A 16,129-nucleotide genomic window follows, 5' to 3' on the forward strand; every position below is an offset into this window, starting at 1 on the left:
ACTCCCCCACCCCGTCTCCCCCTCGCCACACCACGATGTGGCCGCTGTGTTCAGCCCAGCGGCTGCTCGTTCGGCAGATTGAAGCCCGAAACCGAACGCCGCATCTCGCTGGCCAGCTTGGCCAGCTCGCCGATGCTGCGCGCGGTGGCGGTGGTACCGGTCGAGGTCTGCGAGGTGATCTCCTGAATCACGTTCATGGTGCTGGAGATGTGGCTGGCGGACGAGGACTGCTGGCGCGCGGCGTTGGAGATGTTCTGAATCAGCCCGGCCAGGCTCTGGGAAACCTTCTCGATCTCTTCCAGGGCCACACCGGCGTCCTGGGCCAGGGCGGCCCCGCGTACCACTTCCGAGGTGGTCTGCTCCATGGAGATGACCGCTTCGTTGGTGTCGGTCTGGATCGCCTTGACCAGGGCCTCGATCTGCTTGGTGGCGCCCGAGGAACGCTCGGCGAGGCGCTGGACCTCGTCGGCGACCACGGCGAAGCCGCGGCCGGCGTCACCGGCCATGGAGGCCTGGATGGCGGCGTTCAGGGCCAGGATGTTGGTCTGGTCGGCGATGTCGTTGATCAGGCCGACGATGTCGCCGATCTCCTGGGACGATTCGCCCAGGCGCTTGATCCGCTTGGCGGTGTCCTGGATCTGCTCGCGAATGCTGTCCATGCCGATGATGGTGTTGTGCACAACCTGGTTGCCCTTGTTGGCAATGGCCACGGAGCGCTCCGCCACCGCGGTGGATTCGGAGGCGTTGGTGGATACCTGGTCGATGGACACGGCCATCTCGTTGATCGCTGCGGAAGCCCCGGCGATTTCCTGGGCCTGGTGTTCCGAGGCCTCGGCCAGCACCGTGGCGGTGTCCTGGGACTCCTGGGCGGCGGCGGCCACCTGGACAGCGGTCTGGTTGATGGTTTCCACCAGTTCGCGCAGCTGGTCGATGGAGTAGTTGATGGAGTCGGCGATGGCGCCGGTGAAGTCTTCGGTCACCGTGGCCTGCACGGTCAGGTCACCGTCGGCCAGGTCGGCGATCTCGTCCAGCAGGCGCAGAATGGCGGTCTGGTTGCGCTGGTTCTTCTCGTCGGTCTCGGCCAGGCGGCGGCGGGTGTCGCGGACCAGGATATAGCCGATGCAGAGGATGGCGCCGAGGGCGATGAACACCAGCAGGTAGCTGCCCACGGTGTTGATCTTGCGGCTCTGGGCCAGGGAGGCATAACTGCCACTGAGGTCGGAGGCGGAACCGAGCAGCGCCTGGGAGCCGCGATAGATCAGGCCCACGGCGGAACGGACCTGTAGCAGCTCGGGTGAGGTGGCGAGAATCTCGTCGACGTTGCCGGAGACGAATTCGAACAGCTTGTTGGCTTCGTTGAGGCGGCCGACCGCCTCGGGGTCGGTGATCTTGGCGATGCCCATGGAGGCATTGCCTTCACGCATGCCCTTGAGCACCCGGCCGAACAGGCTGGCGTCGCGACCAAAGCTGTCGGCAGCCTGCACAGCGGCTTCGTCGCCGGTGAGGATCTTGTTGATGGCGCCGAGGATTCGCTCGGCGAGCAGTGCCTGACGCTGGGCCACCACCACCTGACTGGCGGGCGCGCCGCGCTCGATCAGGATGTCGACGATCTCTTCGTTCTCGACCTGCAATTGGGGAATGGTATCGGCCAGGGCGCCGGACAGCTGGTGCAGGGACAGCACGGTCTGCTCACTGCCGAGCATGCTGTCGACCTGCTTGCGCTGGTTCTCCCACTGGGACTCCAGGGTATCCAGACGCGGACCGAGGATCGCCGGCGAAGGCGGCAGGCCGGTCTGCGGATCACCGCTGCGCAGGATGTTCAGGCGGCGCTCGAACTCGGCACGGGCCTGGCGCAGGTCCTTGAAGGCCTCGGCCTTGCCGGTGGCGGCCTCACTGGCGCTCTTGGCCAGCTGCTGCGAGAGGATGCGCAGCTCGGTGGCCTGGCCCTGGTACTGGTTGTCGTAGTTGGTCTGGGTGCCCAGGTACGCGAAGTTGGCGAACAGCAGCACGATCGCGACGATCAGCACCACGAACATGCCCGCGACCCACGCGTTGAGTTTCCCGGTATTGAGTTTGTTCATCAGCGGCCCCCGCCTGGACCTTGGTTCCTTTAGTTCTATCCTTGTCGGACGCCAGACCGGTTCGCTTGAAGCCGGTGTTCGGCGCCCTACCCCCACCCGTCGGCGACGGCTCCTGCCATCCCGACCCCGATCCGCCTTGCAGCGTCCGGACGTCTGGCGACCTAGGCCGCGACGTCCATGAATTCGGGATGCTCGACCAAGGCGCGCGGGCTGCAGACCAGCCAGGGCACGTCGCGTTGGAAGACACCTTCCAGAAAGAAGTGCAGGCCTGACGGCACGCTGTCGGCGTGTTCGCGATAGGCCTCGATGTCGAAATGCTGCATACCCAGGACTTCGTCAACCGCCAATCCGACGAAGAGGTCGCCATGGTCGACGATCAGGATCCGCCGCTGTTTGCGCAGGGCCTGGATCTTCACGCCGAGGAACTGCCCCAGGTCGGCGATCGGCAGCAGGCGACCGCGCACATTGGCCACGCCCTTGAGCCATGGCTTGACGCCGGGCAAGGCGGTGAAACGCGGCTCCGGCAGGATCTCGCTGACCTCGCCCATGGGAATCACGAAGCGCAATTCACCGAGACGAAAGCCGATGCCACTCCAGCTGCGCTGGTTTTCCTGTTGCGCCGGCAGACCGGCTGCCCGCTCGCGGCAGCGCAGATCGATCAGGCGCAAGAGCTCGTAGGGCGTGGAGGCGTCGCTCATAGGATTCCCTGCCCAGTGGGGCGCTGCCGCGAGAAACGGACGAAAGACCTCAGCCTTGCAGGACACCCGCCAGGGTGCGCAGCAGGGTGTCTTCGTCGATGGGCTTGGTGAGGTAGTCCTTGGCGCCCTGGCGCTTGCCCCAGACCTTGTCGGTTTCCTGGTCCTTGGTGGTGACGATGACCACCGGAATATGGCTGGTCTCGGCATCCTTGGTCAGCTGCCGGGTCGCCTGGAAGCCGTTGAGGCCGGGCATGACGATATCCATCAGGACCGCGTCGGGCTTCTCCTGGCGGGCCAGGGCGACGCCGTCGGCGCCGTTCTCGGCCTTGAGCACCTGATGACCATGCTTTTCCAGCATGGCGGTGAGCTTGTACATCTCGGTGGGAGAGTCGTCGACGATCAGAATTCGAGCCATGAAAATTTCCTACTAGATAGAATCGCCCGCCTCAGGACACTCAGGACGCTTGTTCGAGCGGAGTGAAACTGGGGACGTGGGTCTTGATCGCACCGATCAGCTCTTCTTTGCTGAAGGGTTTGGTGAGGTACTGGTCAGAGCCGACGATGCGGCCCTTGGCCTTGTCGAAGAGTCCGTCACGGGAAGAGAGCATGATGACGGGCGTCGCGCGGAAGGCGCTGTTGTTCTTGATCAGCGCGCAGGTCTGATAGCCATCCAGTCGCGGCATCATGATGTCCACGAAGATGATGTGGGGATGACTATCGGCGATCTTGGCGAGCGCATCGAATCCATCGATGGCAGTGATGACTTCGCAGCCAACTTTCTTGAGCAGGGTCTCGGCGGTCCGACGAATCGTCTTCGAGTCGTCGATCACCATGACCTTCAGCCCTTCCGAATACTGTTCCATGTTCAAGCTACCAGCTCATCGTCGATGCAACGTGAATGATGTCGATCCGGGCACTTTGGCGGCGCCTCTTTGTAGCACACAATACCGTGACGTACCACGCAGATCCCCTGGTGGCGGACCACCGGCCCGCCCACCACGACGATCGCGCAAGCATTGGCACTGAAGGGGATCGAAGGGCTATCCTGACGCCTTGCCCACGTAGAACCGAGGTCTAGCGTCAATGAGTATCCGTCTGGGGATCGTCATGGATCCCATCGAACGCATCTCCTATAAGAAGGACAGCTCCATGGCCATGCTGTGGGCGGCCAAGGCGCGCGGCTGGACCCTGCACTATTTCGAGATGCAGGACCTGTACCAGGTCGATGGCGAGGCCCGCGGTCGCGGTCGGCAGCTGGACGTGTTCCAGGATCCGGAGCGCTGGTTCGCCTTTGGCGAAGACGTCGACCTGCCGCTACGCGAGCTGGACGTGATCCTGATGCGCAAGGATCCGCCCTTCGACAACGAATTCGTCTATGCCACCTACCTGCTGGAGCAGGCCGAGCGTGGCGGCACCCTGGTGGTCAACCGTCCCGCCAGCCTGCGCGACTGCAACGAGAAGTTCTTCGCCACCCTGTTCCCCGAGCTGGCGCCGCCAACCCTGGTCAGCCGCCGCGCCGACATCATCCGCGAATTCGCCCGCAGCCACGGCGACGTCATTCTCAAGCCGCTGGACGGCATGGGTGGCAGCTCGGTGTTCCGTCACCGCGAAGGCGACCCGAATCTTTCGGTGATCCTCGAGACCCTGACCGCCCACGGTACCCAGCAGATCATCGCCCAGCGCTATCTGCCCGGTATCAAGGACGGTGACAAGCGCATCCTGATGATCGACGGCGAACCCGTGGACTATTGCCTGGCGCGCATTCCGGCCCAGGGCGAGACCCGCGGTAACCTGGCCGCCGGTGGCCGCGGCGTCGCCCAGCCGCTGTCGGCACGGGACCGCGAGATCGCCGCGACGGTGGGTCCGGAATTGCGCAAGCGCGGCCTGCTCTTCGTCGGTCTGGACGTGATCGGCGAGCACCTGACCGAGATCAACGTCACCAGCCCGACCTGCATCCGCGAGATCGATGCGGCCTACGAGACCCGCATCGCCGAACGCCTGATGGACGTGATCGCGCAGCAACGCGCGGGCTGAGGCGCGCGTCCATGCCGCCCGCGGCGGCATGGACAACCGCGGATACAATCCGCAGACTGGCGCCAGCCCTGCCGCGCGTCCTCTGCCCTTGCCGACCCAGTCAATGCCCAGCACCGCCTCCTCCCCCGCCGCCCAGGTTCGTCCCGCCGACCGCCTGGGCTTCACGCTGCTCATCGCGACCCTGCTGCACGTCGTGCTGATTCTCGGCGTCGGCTTTTCGCTGCCCGAGCCTACCCAGATCAGTCGCACCCTGGAGGTGACGCTGGCCAGCTTCAAGAGCGACGAGGCGCCCAAGCAGGCCGACTTCCTGGCCCAGGAAAACCAGCAGGGCAGCGGTACGCTGGACAAGGCGGCGGCGCCGAGCACCCCGGTGCAGGCGCCTTTCCACGACAGCGAGATCCGCCAGGCCGCGCCTCCGGCTCGCCCGCCGGCGGCGGATCGCGCCCAGGCGCCCAAGGCCGCGGTGACCACCCGCGCCGCGCGGCCGACCAAGGCCGAACCCAGTCGCGAGACGCCGGAGCGGGAGCAGCGCGATGCGCCCAGCCCCGAGTCCGACAGCCAGGCCGCCGAACTCGCCAGCCTGGAAGCCCAGCTCGCCGAGGAACGCCAGCAATACGCCAAGCGGCCGAAGATCTGGCGGATCAATGCCGCCTCGACGCAAAAGGACAAGGGCGCCCGTTACAAGGAAGAATGGCGGCGCAAGATCGAACGCATCGGCAATCTCAACTACCCCGAGCAGGCCAAGCGCGACCGCCTCTACGGCAGCCTGCGTCTGCTGGTGGCCATCAACAAGGACGGCTCGCTCTACGAGGTCCAGGTGCTGGAGTCCTCGGGACGCCAGGTGCTGGACCAGGCGGCGCTGCGCATCGTCCGGCTGGCGGCACCCTTCGCTCCCTTCAGCGGCGATCTGGCCGACATCGACCGGCTGGAGATCATCCGCACCTGGCGCTTCGAGCGTGGCGACCGCCTGTCCAGTCAATAGTCCGGGACGCCGTTGGACTTGAAGCCGGACCGCGCAACCGGGAAACTTGCCGGTCATGAAGCCGACCTCCAGCACCACCCTACAGCACCAGCTCCTGATCGCCATGCCGCAGATGGACGATCCCCATTTCGCCGAGACGGTGATCTACCTCGTCGACCACGGCCCGGATGGCGCCATGGGCCTGGTGATCAACCGCCCCAATGGCCTGCACCTGGACGACCTGCTCGAACAGCTGCGCCCCGAGATACCGGTCACCCAGGAAGATGCCCAGGTCGTGCTCTATGCCGGTGGCCCGGTGCAGACCGATCGGGGCTTCGTCCTGCATGACGCCGGCCCGGTGTTCCAGAACACCCTGGAACTCGAAGAACTGAGCCTGACCACCTCGCCGGACGTGCTCTTCGCCCTCTCCGACGGCACCGGCCCGAGCCGCCACCTGATCACCCTCGGCTACAGCGGCTGGGGCCCCGGCCAGCTGGAAGAGGAACTGGCGGCCAATCTCTGGCTCACCACCCCGGCCACCAGCGCCCTGCTGTTCGAGACGCCGAGCGAGCAGCGCCTCGGCGCGGCCGCCGCCCTGCTGGGGGTCGACCTGCGGCTGCTCTCGCGTCAGGCGGGTCACGCATGAGCGCGCCCAGCGGGCTCTATCTGGGATTCGACTATGGCAGCCGCCAGATCGGCGTCGCCGTCGGCCAGGCCGTGACCGGCCAGGCCCGTGAACTGCTCACCCTCAAGGCGCAGAACGGCGTACCCGACTGGCAGCAGATCCAGCGCCTGCTGGACGAGTGGCGCCCCACCGCCCTGGTGGTCGGTCTGCCACTGAACATGGACGGTACGCCCAGCGAGATGAGCGAGCGCGCCGAACGTTTCGCCCGCCGCCTGCAGGGGCGCTACGGCCTGCCCGTGCATACCCATGACGAGCGCCTCACCACCTATGCCGCCAAGGGCGAGCGCCTGCAGGGCGGTCAGCGCGACGGTTATCGCGAACGCCCGGTGGACGCCCTTGCCGCCGCCCTCCTCCTGGAAGGCTGGCTGACCCAACAACTGGAACGGGCCGCGCGCCCGCAATCGGAGTAGCCATGCACCTGCCCTCTCCCGCCGAGCTCCTGCCGCGGCTGGCCGCCGACCTGCGTCTGTCGCTGAATCGCCGCGGCATCACCGATCCCGGCTTCGTCGGCATCCACACCGGCGGCCTCTGGGTCGCCGAGGCCCTGCTGGCCGAACTCGGCCTGGACACCCCGCTGGGCAGCCTGGACGTCTCCTTCTACCGCGACGACTTCACCCAGAAGGGCCTGCACCCGCAGGTGCGCCCCTCGGCCCTGCCGTTCGAGATCGATGGTCGCCACCTGGTGCTGGTGGACGATGTGCTGATGAGCGGTCGCACCGTGCGCGCGGCGCTCAACGAACTCTTCGACTATGGCCGTCCCGCCAGTGTGACCCTGGTCTGCCTGCTGGACGTCAATGCCCGCGAATTGCCGATCCAGCCCGACGTGGTGGGCGCCACCCTGAGCCTGGCCCCCACCCAGCGCGTCAAGCTGACCGGCCCCTCGCCGCTCGCCCTCGAATACCGCGACGTCCCCGCCGCCTGACCTGGATTCGCTGCCATGACCGACGCTACGCGCTCGCTGCAACTCAACGCCCAGGGCCAATTGCGCCATTTCCTGTCACTCGACGACCTGCCTGCCGAACTCCTCACCGAATTGCTCGATACCGCCGACTCCTTTCTGGAGGTCGGAGCCCGGGCGGTGAAGAAGGTGCCACTGCTGCGCGGCAAGACCGTGTGCAACGTCTTCTTCGAGAATTCGACCCGCACCCGCACCACCTTCGAGCTGGCGGCCAAGCGGCTGTCGGCGGACGTCATCACCCTCAACGTCTCCACCTCTTCCACCAGCAAGGGCGAGACGCTGTTCGACACCCTGCGCAACCTGGAGGCCATGGCCGCCGACATGTTCGTGGTGCGCCATGCCGACTCCGGCGCTGCCCACTTCATCGCCGAGCACGTCTGCCCGGACGTGGCCATCATCAATGGCGGTGACGGCCGCCATGCGCACCCCACCCAGGGCATGCTCGACATGCTGACCATCCGCCGCCACAAGGGCGACTTCGCCAACCTCTCGGTGGCCATCGTCGGCGACATCCTGCACTCCCGGGTCGCCCGCTCCGACATGCTGGCGCTGCGCACCCTGGGCTGCCGCGACATCCGCGTGGTCGCGCCGCGCACTCTGCTGCCGGTCGGCCTCGAAGAGCTCTATGGCGTGCGCACCTGTACCGACCTGGCCGAGGGCCTGGACGGCGTGGACGTAGTGATCATGCTGCGCCTGCAGCGCGAGCGCATGCAGGGTGGCCTGCTGCCCAGCGAAGGCGAGTACTACCGGCTGTTCGGCCTGACCCGCCAGCGCCTGGCCCGCGCCAAGCCCGATGCCATCGTCATGCACCCCGGCCCGATCAACCGCGGCGTGGAGATCGAATCGGCGGTCGCCGATGGCGAGCAATCGGTCATCCTGAACCAGGTCACCTACGGCATCGCGGTCCGCATGGCGGTGCTGTCGATGACCATGAGCGGGCAGACGGCCCAGCGTCAGCTACAGGAGAATGCGCAGTGAGCCTGAGCATCCGCAATGCCCGGCTGATCGACCCGGCCACCGGTCTCGACCAGATCAGCGATGTCCATGTCGACCAGGGTCGCATCCTGGCCCTCGGTGAAGCGCCCCAGGGCTTTCAGGCCGACGAGCAGCTCGACGCCAGCGGCCTGATCCTGGCCCCCGGCCTGGTCGACCTGGATGTCGCCCTGTGCGAACCGGGCCTGACCCGCAAGGGCAATGTCGACAGCGAGACCCGCGCCGCTGCGGCCGGAGGCGTCACCAGCCTGTGCTGCCCGCCCACCACCCGTCCGGTGCTGGACACCACCGCGGTTGCCGAACTCATCCTTGATCGGGCGCGCACCGCCGATCACGCCCGCGTCCATCCCATCGGCGCCCTGACCAAGGGCCTGGCTGGCGAGCAGCTGTCGGAGCTGATGGCCTTGCGCGACGCCGGTTGCGTGGCCTTCACCAACGGCCTGCAGCCGTTCGAGAATCTGCGGGTACAGCGGCGCGCGCTGGAATATGCCGCCACCTTCGACCTCACTGTGGTCTTTACCGCCCTCGACGCCGATCTGGCCCATGGCGGCCTGGCCCATGAAGGCCCCACCGCCAGCTTCCTGGGGCTCACCGGAATTCCGGAGACGGCGGAAACCATCGCCCTGTCCCGCGATCTGCTGCTGGTGGAGCAGAGCGGCGTACGCGCCCACTTCGGGCAGCTGACCAGTGCCCGTGCGGTGGAGATGATCGCCGCCGCCCAGGCCCGTGGCCTGCCGGTGACCGCCGATGTGGCGCTCTACCAGCTGCTGCTCACCGACGAGGCGCTGCAGGGCTTTTCCAGCCTCTACCACGTCAAACCGCCGCTGCGTACCGCGCGAGATCGCGACGCCCTGAGAGCCGGGGTGCGAGACGGCGTGATCGGTGCCATCTCCAGCCACCACCAGCCCCATGAGGCGGATGCCAAGCTGGCCCCCTTCGCCGCCACCGAGCCGGGCATCAGCAGTGTCGAACTGCTGCTGCCGCTGGCCCTGACGCTGGTGGAAGACGGCCTGCTGGATCTGCCGACCCTGCTGGCCCGCCTGACCCAGGGTCCGGCCCAGGCCCTGCGCCTCGACGCGGGCCGCCTGGCCAAGGACCTGCCGGCCGACCTGGTGCTGTTCGCCCAGCAGCCGACCGCCCAGGCCGCGACGCCCTGGCTGTCCCGCGGCCGCAACTGCCCCTTCCGGGGCCTCACCCTGGCGGGACGCGTCGAGCGCACCCTGGTGGGTGGTCGCACCACCTACCGGCGTGATGCCTGAATAGCAGAAGGGGCTCCGCGGAGCCCCTTCTGCTTGTCGCCCAACCGAACCTAGCGCACCAGCCGCCGGCGGTTCTCCTCGGAGATCTGCGAGTTGAGCGTCCAGAAGTCGTAGAGCACGCCCAGCAGGAAGAAACCCGCCGTAAAGAAATAGAGGATGGCGGTGATCCACTTGCCCAGGTAGAGGCGATGGACGCCGAAGAGGCCGAGAAAGGTCAGCAGGATCCAGCCGAGGCTGTAGTTGAGGGAGCCGGACTGGAAGCGCAGATCCGCCTCGCGATCCATGGCCGGGATCAGGAACAGATCGATCAGCCAGCCGATGCCCAGCAGGCCCAGGGTGCAGAACCAGATCGTGCCGGTGACCGGCTTGCCATAGTAGAAGCGATGGGCGCCGAGAAAACCGAAGATCCACAGCAGATAGCCCATGACCTTGCTGTGGGTGTCCTGATACCGCATGCCTACGACCTCGCGACTTAAGGAAAAGACCCGCCTTACCTACACCCTTACCTTCACCGTGACTTTATGTCGAAAACTGGATGAATGCCCAGGGAGTCTCACTGGTTGGCGCTCAAGGGACCTCACTTTCCGCTAAAAATTACATAATTTCTTGATGAGAGGTGCACAAAATATCCACAGGGTTGGTATAGAATCCCTCGCTTCGATCTTCAGACACCCCTACGACAATGCGTTTATTTCTTCTGACATGGCTCTCCGCCTGTCTTGTACTGCCAGCGGCAGTGCAAGCGAAAGAGAACTCTGCAGCGCGCACTGCCGCTCCGGTCCACAAGGTCGCAGCCCGGCATGTCACCGCCGCCTCAGCTCCCAAGACCGCCGCCCGGCACGCCTCCGCCGCTCCCGCACCCAAGGCCGCCGCTCGCCGCGTCGCGAAGGTGGACCCTACCCAGGCCGCCTCCGCCGCCCGCGCCAAGCACGCCGCCCGCGCCACCAGCGCCCTGCACCGTAAGCAGGCCACCGCCCAGGCTGCCACCCGCAACGTCGGTGCCCAGGTCGCGACCCGCGCCATGGACCTGGTCGGTACGCCCTATCGCTTCGGCGGTACCAATCCGCAGAACGGCCTGGATTGCAGCGGCCTGGTGAACTACGTCTATCGCGACGTACACAACGTCAAGCTGCCGCGTACCTCCCGTGAGCTGTCCCAGCTCAAGGGCCCCAAGGTCGCTCGTGGCGATCTCAAGGCCGGCGACCTGGTGTTCTTCAAGACCGGACAGCGCAGCGGCATCGATCACGTCGCCATCTATCTGGGCAACGATCGTTTCGTCCATGCCCCGCGCAGTGGCGAGAGCGTGCGCGTCGACCACCTGAGCAAGCCCTACTGGACCAAGAGGTTCGCGTCGGCCAAGCGCGTACTGCAGCAGCCCAATACCCTGGCGGCGGAAACCGATCCCGTCGCGGACAAGCCGCGCACCAAGCGCACCCGCAAGTCCTGATCCCGCCCCTCGCTCCGCCGGGTCGCTACCGCCCGGCGGAGTGTCGCTCCACTCGGCGCCGCCCGGCGCAAAGCCATTGAACGACGCTCCGCTTCCTGGATACTGTATGCAATCACAGTCCAGGAGATCTCGATGGAGCTCGCCGACAAGCTGATCATTCTCGCCGATGCCGCCAAGTACGACGTGTCCTGCGCCAGCAGCGGTGCGCCCAAACGCAGCTCGAAGGGCAAGGACGGCCTGGGCTCGACCGATGGCATGGGCATCTGCCACAGCTTCACCCCCGATGGGCGCTGCGTAGCGCTGCTCAAGGTGCTGCTGACCAACTTCTGCCAGTACGACTGCCAGTACTGCGTCAATCGTCGTAGCAGCAACGTGCCGCGGGCGCGCTTCACGCCCGAGGAAGTGGTGCAGCTGACCCTCGACTTCTACCGGCGCAATGTCATCAGCGGATTGTTCCTCAGCTCCGGCATCATCCGCTCCTCCAACTACACCATGGAGCAGATGACCCGGGTGGCCCAGCTGTTGCGCGAACAGCACCAGTTCCGCGGCTACATCCACCTCAAGACCATTCCCGACGCAGATCCCGAGATCATCGCCCAGGCGGGTCTCTATGCCGACCGCCTATCGGTCAACATCGAGCTGCCCACCGAGAGCAGCCTGATCAAGCTGGCGCCGGAAAAGAACGGCAGCAGCATCCGCAAGACCATGGGCAATATCCGCCTGGGCCTGGAGGAAGCCGAGGCCGAAGCCAAGGCACCGCGTTTCGCCCCGGCGGGCCAGAGCACCCAGATGATCGTGGGTGCCGATGCCACCGACGACCGCACCATCCTCGACACCGCCCAGACGCTGTATGGCGCCTATCGCCTCAAGCGCGTCTACTACTCGGCCTTCAGCCCCATTCCGGAAAGCCCCGGCACGGTGCCGCTGCAACCGCCACCCTTGCTGCGCGAGCACCGCCTGTACCAGGCCGACTTCCTCATGCGCGGCTATGGCTTCCAGGCGGAGGAGTTGCCTACCGAAGACGGCCAGCTGCCGCTGGACGTGGACCCCAAGTTGGCCTGGGCGCTGCACAACCGGGCCATCTTCCCGCTGGATCTCAATCGGGCCGACCAGGCGCTGATCGCCCGGGTGCCCGGCATCGGCGTGCTCTCGGCCAAGCGGCTGGTGGAGCTCAGGCGCGAGCGGCGCATCCGTTACGCCGATCTGATCCGCCTGAAATGCAGCGTCGAGAAGGCACGACCCTTCATCATCACCCAGGACTACCGGCCACAGCCGCGCCTGGCCGAGTCCCTCGACCTGCGCCGGCAACTCGCCGAACCGCCCGCTCAGCTCGCCCTGCTCTAGATGCAGAGAGTCGATTTCGACGGCACCTTCGCCGGCTGGCGCAAGGAAGCGCGCCGGTTGCTCCAGGCGGGTATCGCCCCGGCCCAGGTGAGCTGGCAGGAGAGTCGTGGGCTGGGCGATCTGTTCGACGAACCGGTCGAGGCCACGGCACCGCCGCCGAGTGGCGCCATACGCATTCCGCCCCAACTGGCCGAGGCCCTGAACTACGCCGCCTGCTTTCGCAGCGATGATCGCTGGGCTCTGCTCTACCAGGTGCTCTGGCGGGTCGCGCGGGGGGAACGGGCGGCGATGCTGGCCGGTGACGAGGATGGCAGCGAATTGCAGCGCCGGGTCAAGGCGATCCGCCGCGAGATCCACCATGTGCATGCCTTCCTGCGCTTTCGGCCGCGGGCGGAAAGCGCCGGTCCGCCGGCCTGGGTGGCCTGGCACCAGCCGGCCCACGACGTCCTGGCCCTGGCGGCGCCGCATTTCTGCGACCGCATGGGCAACAGCAGCTGGCTGATCGCGACCCCCGAGGCGGCCGCGCTCTGGGACGGCCAGGCGCTGCAACTGGTGGAGCCCTGCCCCGCCGAGCTACAGCAGCTGGCGCGGCAGACCCCGGAAGACGATGACCGCAACGCCGGCGATGAACTCTGGCGCGCCTATTACCGCAGCACCTTCAATCCGGCGCGGGCCAATCCGCGCACCCTGAGGGGCAACATGCCGGCGCGCTTCTGGAAGGATCTGCCGGAAGGGTCGCTGATCCCGGCGCTGCTCAGCGAAGCCCGCGCTGGCGCCCAGCGCCTGGCCCAGGCCGAGGCCGTGGGTCGCCAGAGCGGTCGCGAGGTATTGATCGCCGCGGAACGTGCGCAGCCGGAGCGACCGCTGCCCACCACCCTCGATGACTGCCGCCGCTGCGAGCTGTGGGAAAAGGCCACCCAGCCGGTGGCCGGCGAAGGCCCGCGTACCGCGCGCATCCTGCTGCTGGGCGAACAGCCCGGTGATCAGGAAGACCTGGCGGGTCGGCCCTTCGTCGGCCCGGCCGGGCAGGTGCTGATGGCGGCGCTGGCCGAGGCCGGCCTCGAGCGCAGCGAGGTGTTCCTGACCAATGCGGTCAAGCACTTCAAGTGGATTCCCCAGGGGCGCAGACGCAAGCACGTCACCCCGGGACCGGAGATCGCCCCCTGCCGCTACTGGCTGGAGCAGGAATTGCGCGACATCCAGCCGACGGTGGTGGTGGCCCTGGGCTCGACCGCCCTGGAAGCCCTGCTCAAGCGCAAGCCCCGGGGCCTGGCGCAGTTCATGGGCCGACCGCTGCGGCTGGACGAGCGCTGGATCATCGCCACCTATCACCCTTCCTACATCCTGCGCACCCCGGACGCCGAGCAGCAGGAGCAGGCGCGCCAGGCCCTGGTGGCGGCCCTGCGCGAGGCCAGGACCCTGGCAGCCGAAGGCGAAGGCTAGCGGAAGCGCTTGGGCGGATCGTCGCCCATGTCCACCGAGAGATTGCGGGTGGTCTGATTGAGGTGATCGGCATCCGTCTCCGACCCCAGCTTGATCATCAGCCGCAGGTCATTGGCGGAATCGGCGTGGGCCAGGGCCGCTTCGTAGCTGATCTCACCGTCACGATAGAGGCTGTAGAGCGACTGGTCGAAGGTCTGCATGCCCAGTTCGCCGGACTTCTTCATCAGCGCCTTGAGTTCATGCACCTCGCCCTTGCGGATCAGGTCGGCGACCAGCGGGGTGTTGAGCAGCACCTCGATCACCGCGCGCCGCCCCTGGCCGTCGGTGGTGGGCACCAGCTGCTGGGCGACGATGCCCTTGAGGTTGAGCGACAGGTCCATCCAGGTCTGGCCGTGCCGATCGGCCGGGAAGAAGTGAATGATGCGATCCAGCGCCTGGTTGGCGTTGTTGGCGTGCAGGGTGGCCAGGCACAGGTGACCGGTCTCGGCGAAGGCCAGGGCGTGCTCCATGGTGTCGCGGCTACGGATCTCGCCGATCATGATGACGTCCGGTGCCTGGCGCAGGGTGTTCTTCAGCGCCACCTCGAAGGACTCGGTGTCGATGCCCACCTCGCGCTGGGTGACGATGCAGCCCTGGTGCTGGTGGATGTATTCGATGGGGTCCTCGATGGAGATGATGTGCCCCGCCGAGTTCTTGTTGCGGTGGCCGATCATGGCCGCCAGCGAGGTGGACTTGCCGGTGCCGGTGGCGCCGACGAAGATCACCAGGCCACGCTTGGTCATGGCCAGCTTCTTGATGATCTCCGGCAGGCGCAGCTGCTCGACCGTGGGGATGTTGACCTCGATGCGGCGCAGCACCATGCCCACCAGGTTGCGCTGATAGAAGGCGCTGACCCGGAAGCGGCCGATGCCGCGGGCGCTGATGGCGAAGTTGCACTCGCGCTTCTGCTGGAATTCCTGGCGCTGCTCGTCGTTCATCACCCCCAGCACGATGGCTCGGCACTGATCCGGCGTGAGCGAATCCTTGGTGACCGGCGTCATGCGCCCGTTGATCTTCATCGAGGGGGGCACGCCGGTGGTGATGAAGAGGTCGGACGCCCCCTTGTCCACCATCAGCTGCAGGAACCTGTCGAAATCCATCAGAAGTTCTCCGGCGTCTTGGCCTTCTCGCGGGCCGCGTCGCGGCTGATCAATCCCTTGGCCAGCAGCGCCTTGAGGCACATGTCCAGGGTCTGCATGCCCAGGCCGCCCCCGGTCTGGATCGAGGAATACATCTGCGCCACCTTGTCCTCGCGGATCAGGTTACGGATGGCCGGGGTGCCGATCATGATCTCGTGGGCCGCCACCCGGCCGCCGCCGACCTTCTTCAGCAAGGTCTGGGAGACCACCGCCTGCAGGGATTCGGACAGCATGGAGCGCACCATGGACTTTTCTTCCGCCGGAAAGACGTCCACCACCCGGTCGATGGTCTTGGCCGCCGAGGTGGTGTGCAGGGTGCCGAACACCAGGTGCCCGGTCTCGGCCGCGGTCAGCGCCAGGCGGATGGTCTCCAGGTCGCGCAGCTCGCCGACCAGGATGATGTCCGGGTCTTCGCGCAGCGCCGAGCGCAGGGCCTCGGAGAAGCCCAGGGTGTCGCGGTGCACCTCGCGCTGGTTGACCAGGCACTTCTTGGATTCGTGGACGAATTCGATGGGGTCCTCGATGGTGAGGATGTGGTGGTACTTGGTGTTGTTGAGATAGTCGAGCATGGCCGCCAGGGTAGTGGACTTGCCCGAACCGGTGGGCCCGGTCACCAGCACCAGGCCGCGCGGAACGTCGGTGATCTTCTTGAACACCTCGCCCATGCCCAGCTCTTCCATGCTCAGCACCTTGGAAGGGATGGTCCGGAACACCGCGCCGGCGCCACGATTCTGGTTGAAGGCATTGACCCGGAAGCGCGCCACGCCCGGCACCTCGAAGGAGAAGTCGGTCTCCAGGAATTCCTCGAAGTCCTTGCGCTGCTTGTCGTTCATGATGTCGTAGATCAGCGCGTGCACCTGCTTGTGCTCGAAGGCCGGCAGGTTGATGCGGCGCACGTCGCCGTCGACGCGGATCATCGGCGGCAGGCCGGCGGACAGGTGCAGGTCGGAGGCGCCTTGCCGCGCGGAAAAGGCCAGCAATTCGGTGATATCCATGGGACTCCCAGATGTCGAGCAAGCAGGTAGAATGCCGCGCAGCACTGGCGGTC

The 16,129-nt window shown here is 66.5% G+C and carries 17 protein-coding genes; 10 read left to right on the forward strand and 7 right to left on the reverse strand.

Annotation, left to right across the window (positions count from 1 at the left end; translation table 11 throughout):
* Positions 1 to 50 precede the first annotated feature (50 nt).
* The 4 genes from PVZ72_RS00195 to pilG form a co-directional block, all read right to left on the reverse strand.
* Complete coding sequence (locus tag PVZ72_RS00195) at positions 51 to 2,081, reverse strand: methyl-accepting chemotaxis protein (RefSeq protein WP_273860887.1); 2,031 nt, start codon at positions 2,079 to 2,081, stop codon at positions 51 to 53.
* 161 nt (positions 2,082 to 2,242) lie between these two features.
* A complete protein-coding gene (locus tag PVZ72_RS00200) occupies positions 2,243 to 2,779 on the reverse strand; it encodes a chemotaxis protein CheW (RefSeq protein ID WP_273860888.1) in 537 nt (178 codons plus the stop codon).
* 49 nt (positions 2,780 to 2,828) lie between these two features.
* Complete coding sequence (gene pilH, locus PVZ72_RS00205) at positions 2,829 to 3,194, reverse strand: twitching motility response regulator PilH (RefSeq protein ID WP_007161680.1); 366 nt, start codon at positions 3,192 to 3,194, stop codon at positions 2,829 to 2,831.
* Between the two features lie 40 nt (positions 3,195 to 3,234).
* Positions 3,235 to 3,642, reverse strand: a complete 408-nt coding sequence (gene pilG, locus PVZ72_RS00210; RefSeq protein WP_007161679.1) for a twitching motility response regulator PilG — start codon at positions 3,640 to 3,642, stop codon at positions 3,235 to 3,237.
* Between the two features lie 220 nt (positions 3,643 to 3,862).
* Between pilG and gshB the strand changes: the two genes are divergently transcribed.
* From gshB to PVZ72_RS00245, 7 genes are all read left to right on the forward strand, one after another.
* Positions 3,863 to 4,813 (forward strand): glutathione synthase, encoded by a 951-nt coding sequence (gene gshB / locus PVZ72_RS00215; protein ID WP_273860889.1) that lies wholly within the window; start codon positions 3,863 to 3,865, stop codon positions 4,811 to 4,813.
* Positions 4,814 to 4,916: 103 nt separating this feature from the next.
* Positions 4,917 to 5,795: an energy transducer TonB gene (locus PVZ72_RS00220; RefSeq protein WP_187980360.1), complete on the forward strand. Its 879-nt coding sequence runs from the start codon at positions 4,917 to 4,919 to the stop codon at positions 5,793 to 5,795.
* 55 nt (positions 5,796 to 5,850) lie between these two features.
* Positions 5,851 to 6,420: a YqgE/AlgH family protein gene (locus PVZ72_RS00225; RefSeq protein WP_133861449.1), complete on the forward strand. Its 570-nt coding sequence runs from the start codon at positions 5,851 to 5,853 to the stop codon at positions 6,418 to 6,420.
* Positions 6,417 to 6,869 (forward strand): Holliday junction resolvase RuvX, encoded by a 453-nt coding sequence (ruvX, locus tag PVZ72_RS00230; protein ID WP_133861450.1) that lies wholly within the window; start codon positions 6,417 to 6,419, stop codon positions 6,867 to 6,869. The genes PVZ72_RS00225 and ruvX overlap by 4 nt, the downstream gene beginning before the upstream one ends.
* A gap of 2 nt (positions 6,870 to 6,871) precedes the next feature.
* Positions 6,872 to 7,381 carry a bifunctional pyr operon transcriptional regulator/uracil phosphoribosyltransferase PyrR gene (pyrR, locus tag PVZ72_RS00235; protein ID WP_133861451.1) on the forward strand — a complete coding sequence of 170 codons (510 nt, stop codon included), beginning with the start codon at positions 6,872 to 6,874 and terminating at the stop codon, positions 7,379 to 7,381.
* A 15-nt stretch (positions 7,382 to 7,396) separates the two neighbouring features.
* Complete coding sequence (locus tag PVZ72_RS00240) at positions 7,397 to 8,395, forward strand: aspartate carbamoyltransferase catalytic subunit (protein WP_133861452.1); 999 nt, start codon at positions 7,397 to 7,399, stop codon at positions 8,393 to 8,395.
* Positions 8,392 to 9,669 carry a dihydroorotase gene (locus PVZ72_RS00245; RefSeq protein ID WP_273860890.1) on the forward strand — a complete coding sequence of 426 codons (1,278 nt, stop codon included), beginning with the start codon at positions 8,392 to 8,394 and terminating at the stop codon, positions 9,667 to 9,669. Before PVZ72_RS00240 ends, PVZ72_RS00245 begins: the two co-directional genes overlap by 4 nt.
* A gap of 50 nt (positions 9,670 to 9,719) precedes the next feature.
* Here the strand turns inward: PVZ72_RS00245 and PVZ72_RS00250 are convergent, their stop codons facing one another.
* Positions 9,720 to 10,124, reverse strand: coding sequence for an NINE protein (locus tag PVZ72_RS00250; protein WP_133861454.1), 405 nt, complete (start codon positions 10,122 to 10,124; stop codon positions 9,720 to 9,722).
* Between the two features lie 434 nt (positions 10,125 to 10,558).
* On the opposite strand from PVZ72_RS00250, the gene PVZ72_RS00255 reads away from it, so the two are divergent.
* The 3 genes from PVZ72_RS00255 to PVZ72_RS00265 all read left to right on the forward strand — a co-directional run bounded on the left by PVZ72_RS00255 (position 10,559) and on the right by PVZ72_RS00265 (position 13,903).
* Complete coding sequence (locus PVZ72_RS00255) at positions 10,559 to 11,116, forward strand: C40 family peptidase (RefSeq protein WP_133861455.1); 558 nt, start codon at positions 10,559 to 10,561, stop codon at positions 11,114 to 11,116.
* Positions 11,117 to 11,248: 132 nt separating this feature from the next.
* Positions 11,249 to 12,460 carry a putative DNA modification/repair radical SAM protein gene (locus PVZ72_RS00260; protein WP_017640984.1) on the forward strand — a complete coding sequence of 404 codons (1,212 nt, stop codon included), beginning with the start codon at positions 11,249 to 11,251 and terminating at the stop codon, positions 12,458 to 12,460.
* A complete protein-coding gene (locus PVZ72_RS00265) occupies positions 12,461 to 13,903 on the forward strand; it encodes a UdgX family uracil-DNA binding protein (RefSeq protein WP_273860891.1) in 1,443 nt (480 codons plus the stop codon). It abuts the gene before it with no gap.
* Here the strand turns inward: PVZ72_RS00265 and PVZ72_RS00270 are convergent.
* A complete protein-coding gene (locus PVZ72_RS00270) occupies positions 13,900 to 15,042 on the reverse strand; it encodes a PilT/PilU family type 4a pilus ATPase (protein WP_133861457.1) in 1,143 nt (380 codons plus the stop codon). The two genes, PVZ72_RS00265 and PVZ72_RS00270, sit on opposite strands and share 4 nt — an antisense overlap.
* Positions 15,042 to 16,076 (reverse strand): type IV pilus twitching motility protein PilT, encoded by a 1,035-nt coding sequence (pilT, locus tag PVZ72_RS00275; RefSeq protein ID WP_007161666.1) that lies wholly within the window; start codon positions 16,074 to 16,076, stop codon positions 15,042 to 15,044. Before pilT ends, PVZ72_RS00270 begins: the two co-directional genes overlap by 1 nt.
* Between the last annotated feature and the right edge of the window lie 53 nt (positions 16,077 to 16,129).

This window comes from Pseudomonas sp. LA5 (assembly GCF_028640825.1).
In the GTDB taxonomy this organism is placed as follows: Bacteria; Pseudomonadota; Gammaproteobacteria; order Pseudomonadales; family Pseudomonadaceae; genus Chryseomonas; species Chryseomonas aestiva.

Coding starts and splice junctions, on each gene's coding strand:
- PVZ72_RS00195 (WP_273860887.1), bottom strand. CDS start 2,081: ATGAACAAACTCAATACCGGGAAACTCAACGCGTGGGTCGCGGGCATG.
- PVZ72_RS00200 (WP_273860888.1), bottom strand. CDS start 2,779: ATGAGCGACGCCTCCACGCCCTACGAGCTCTTGCGCCTGATCGATCTG.
- pilH (WP_007161680.1), bottom strand. CDS start 3,194: ATGGCTCGAATTCTGATCGTCGACGACTCTCCCACCGAGATGTACAAG.
- pilG (WP_007161679.1), bottom strand. CDS start 3,642: ATGGAACAGTATTCGGAAGGGCTGAAGGTCATGGTGATCGACGACTCG.
- gshB (WP_273860889.1), top strand. CDS start 3,863: ATGAGTATCCGTCTGGGGATCGTCATGGATCCCATCGAACGCATCTCC.
- PVZ72_RS00220 (WP_187980360.1), top strand. CDS start 4,917: ATGCCCAGCACCGCCTCCTCCCCCGCCGCCCAGGTTCGTCCCGCCGAC.
- PVZ72_RS00225 (WP_133861449.1), top strand. CDS start 5,851: ATGAAGCCGACCTCCAGCACCACCCTACAGCACCAGCTCCTGATCGCC.
- ruvX (WP_133861450.1), top strand. CDS start 6,417: ATGAGCGCGCCCAGCGGGCTCTATCTGGGATTCGACTATGGCAGCCGC.
- pyrR (WP_133861451.1), top strand. CDS start 6,872: ATGCACCTGCCCTCTCCCGCCGAGCTCCTGCCGCGGCTGGCCGCCGAC.
- PVZ72_RS00240 (WP_133861452.1), top strand. CDS start 7,397: ATGACCGACGCTACGCGCTCGCTGCAACTCAACGCCCAGGGCCAATTG.
- PVZ72_RS00250 (WP_133861454.1), bottom strand. CDS start 10,124: ATGCGGTATCAGGACACCCACAGCAAGGTCATGGGCTATCTGCTGTGG.
- PVZ72_RS00260 (WP_017640984.1), top strand. CDS start 11,249: ATGGAGCTCGCCGACAAGCTGATCATTCTCGCCGATGCCGCCAAGTAC.
- PVZ72_RS00265 (WP_273860891.1), top strand. CDS start 12,461: ATGCAGAGAGTCGATTTCGACGGCACCTTCGCCGGCTGGCGCAAGGAA.
- PVZ72_RS00270 (WP_133861457.1), bottom strand. CDS start 15,042: ATGGATTTCGACAGGTTCCTGCAGCTGATGGTGGACAAGGGGGCGTCC.
- pilT (WP_007161666.1), bottom strand. CDS start 16,076: ATGGATATCACCGAATTGCTGGCCTTTTCCGCGCGGCAAGGCGCCTCC.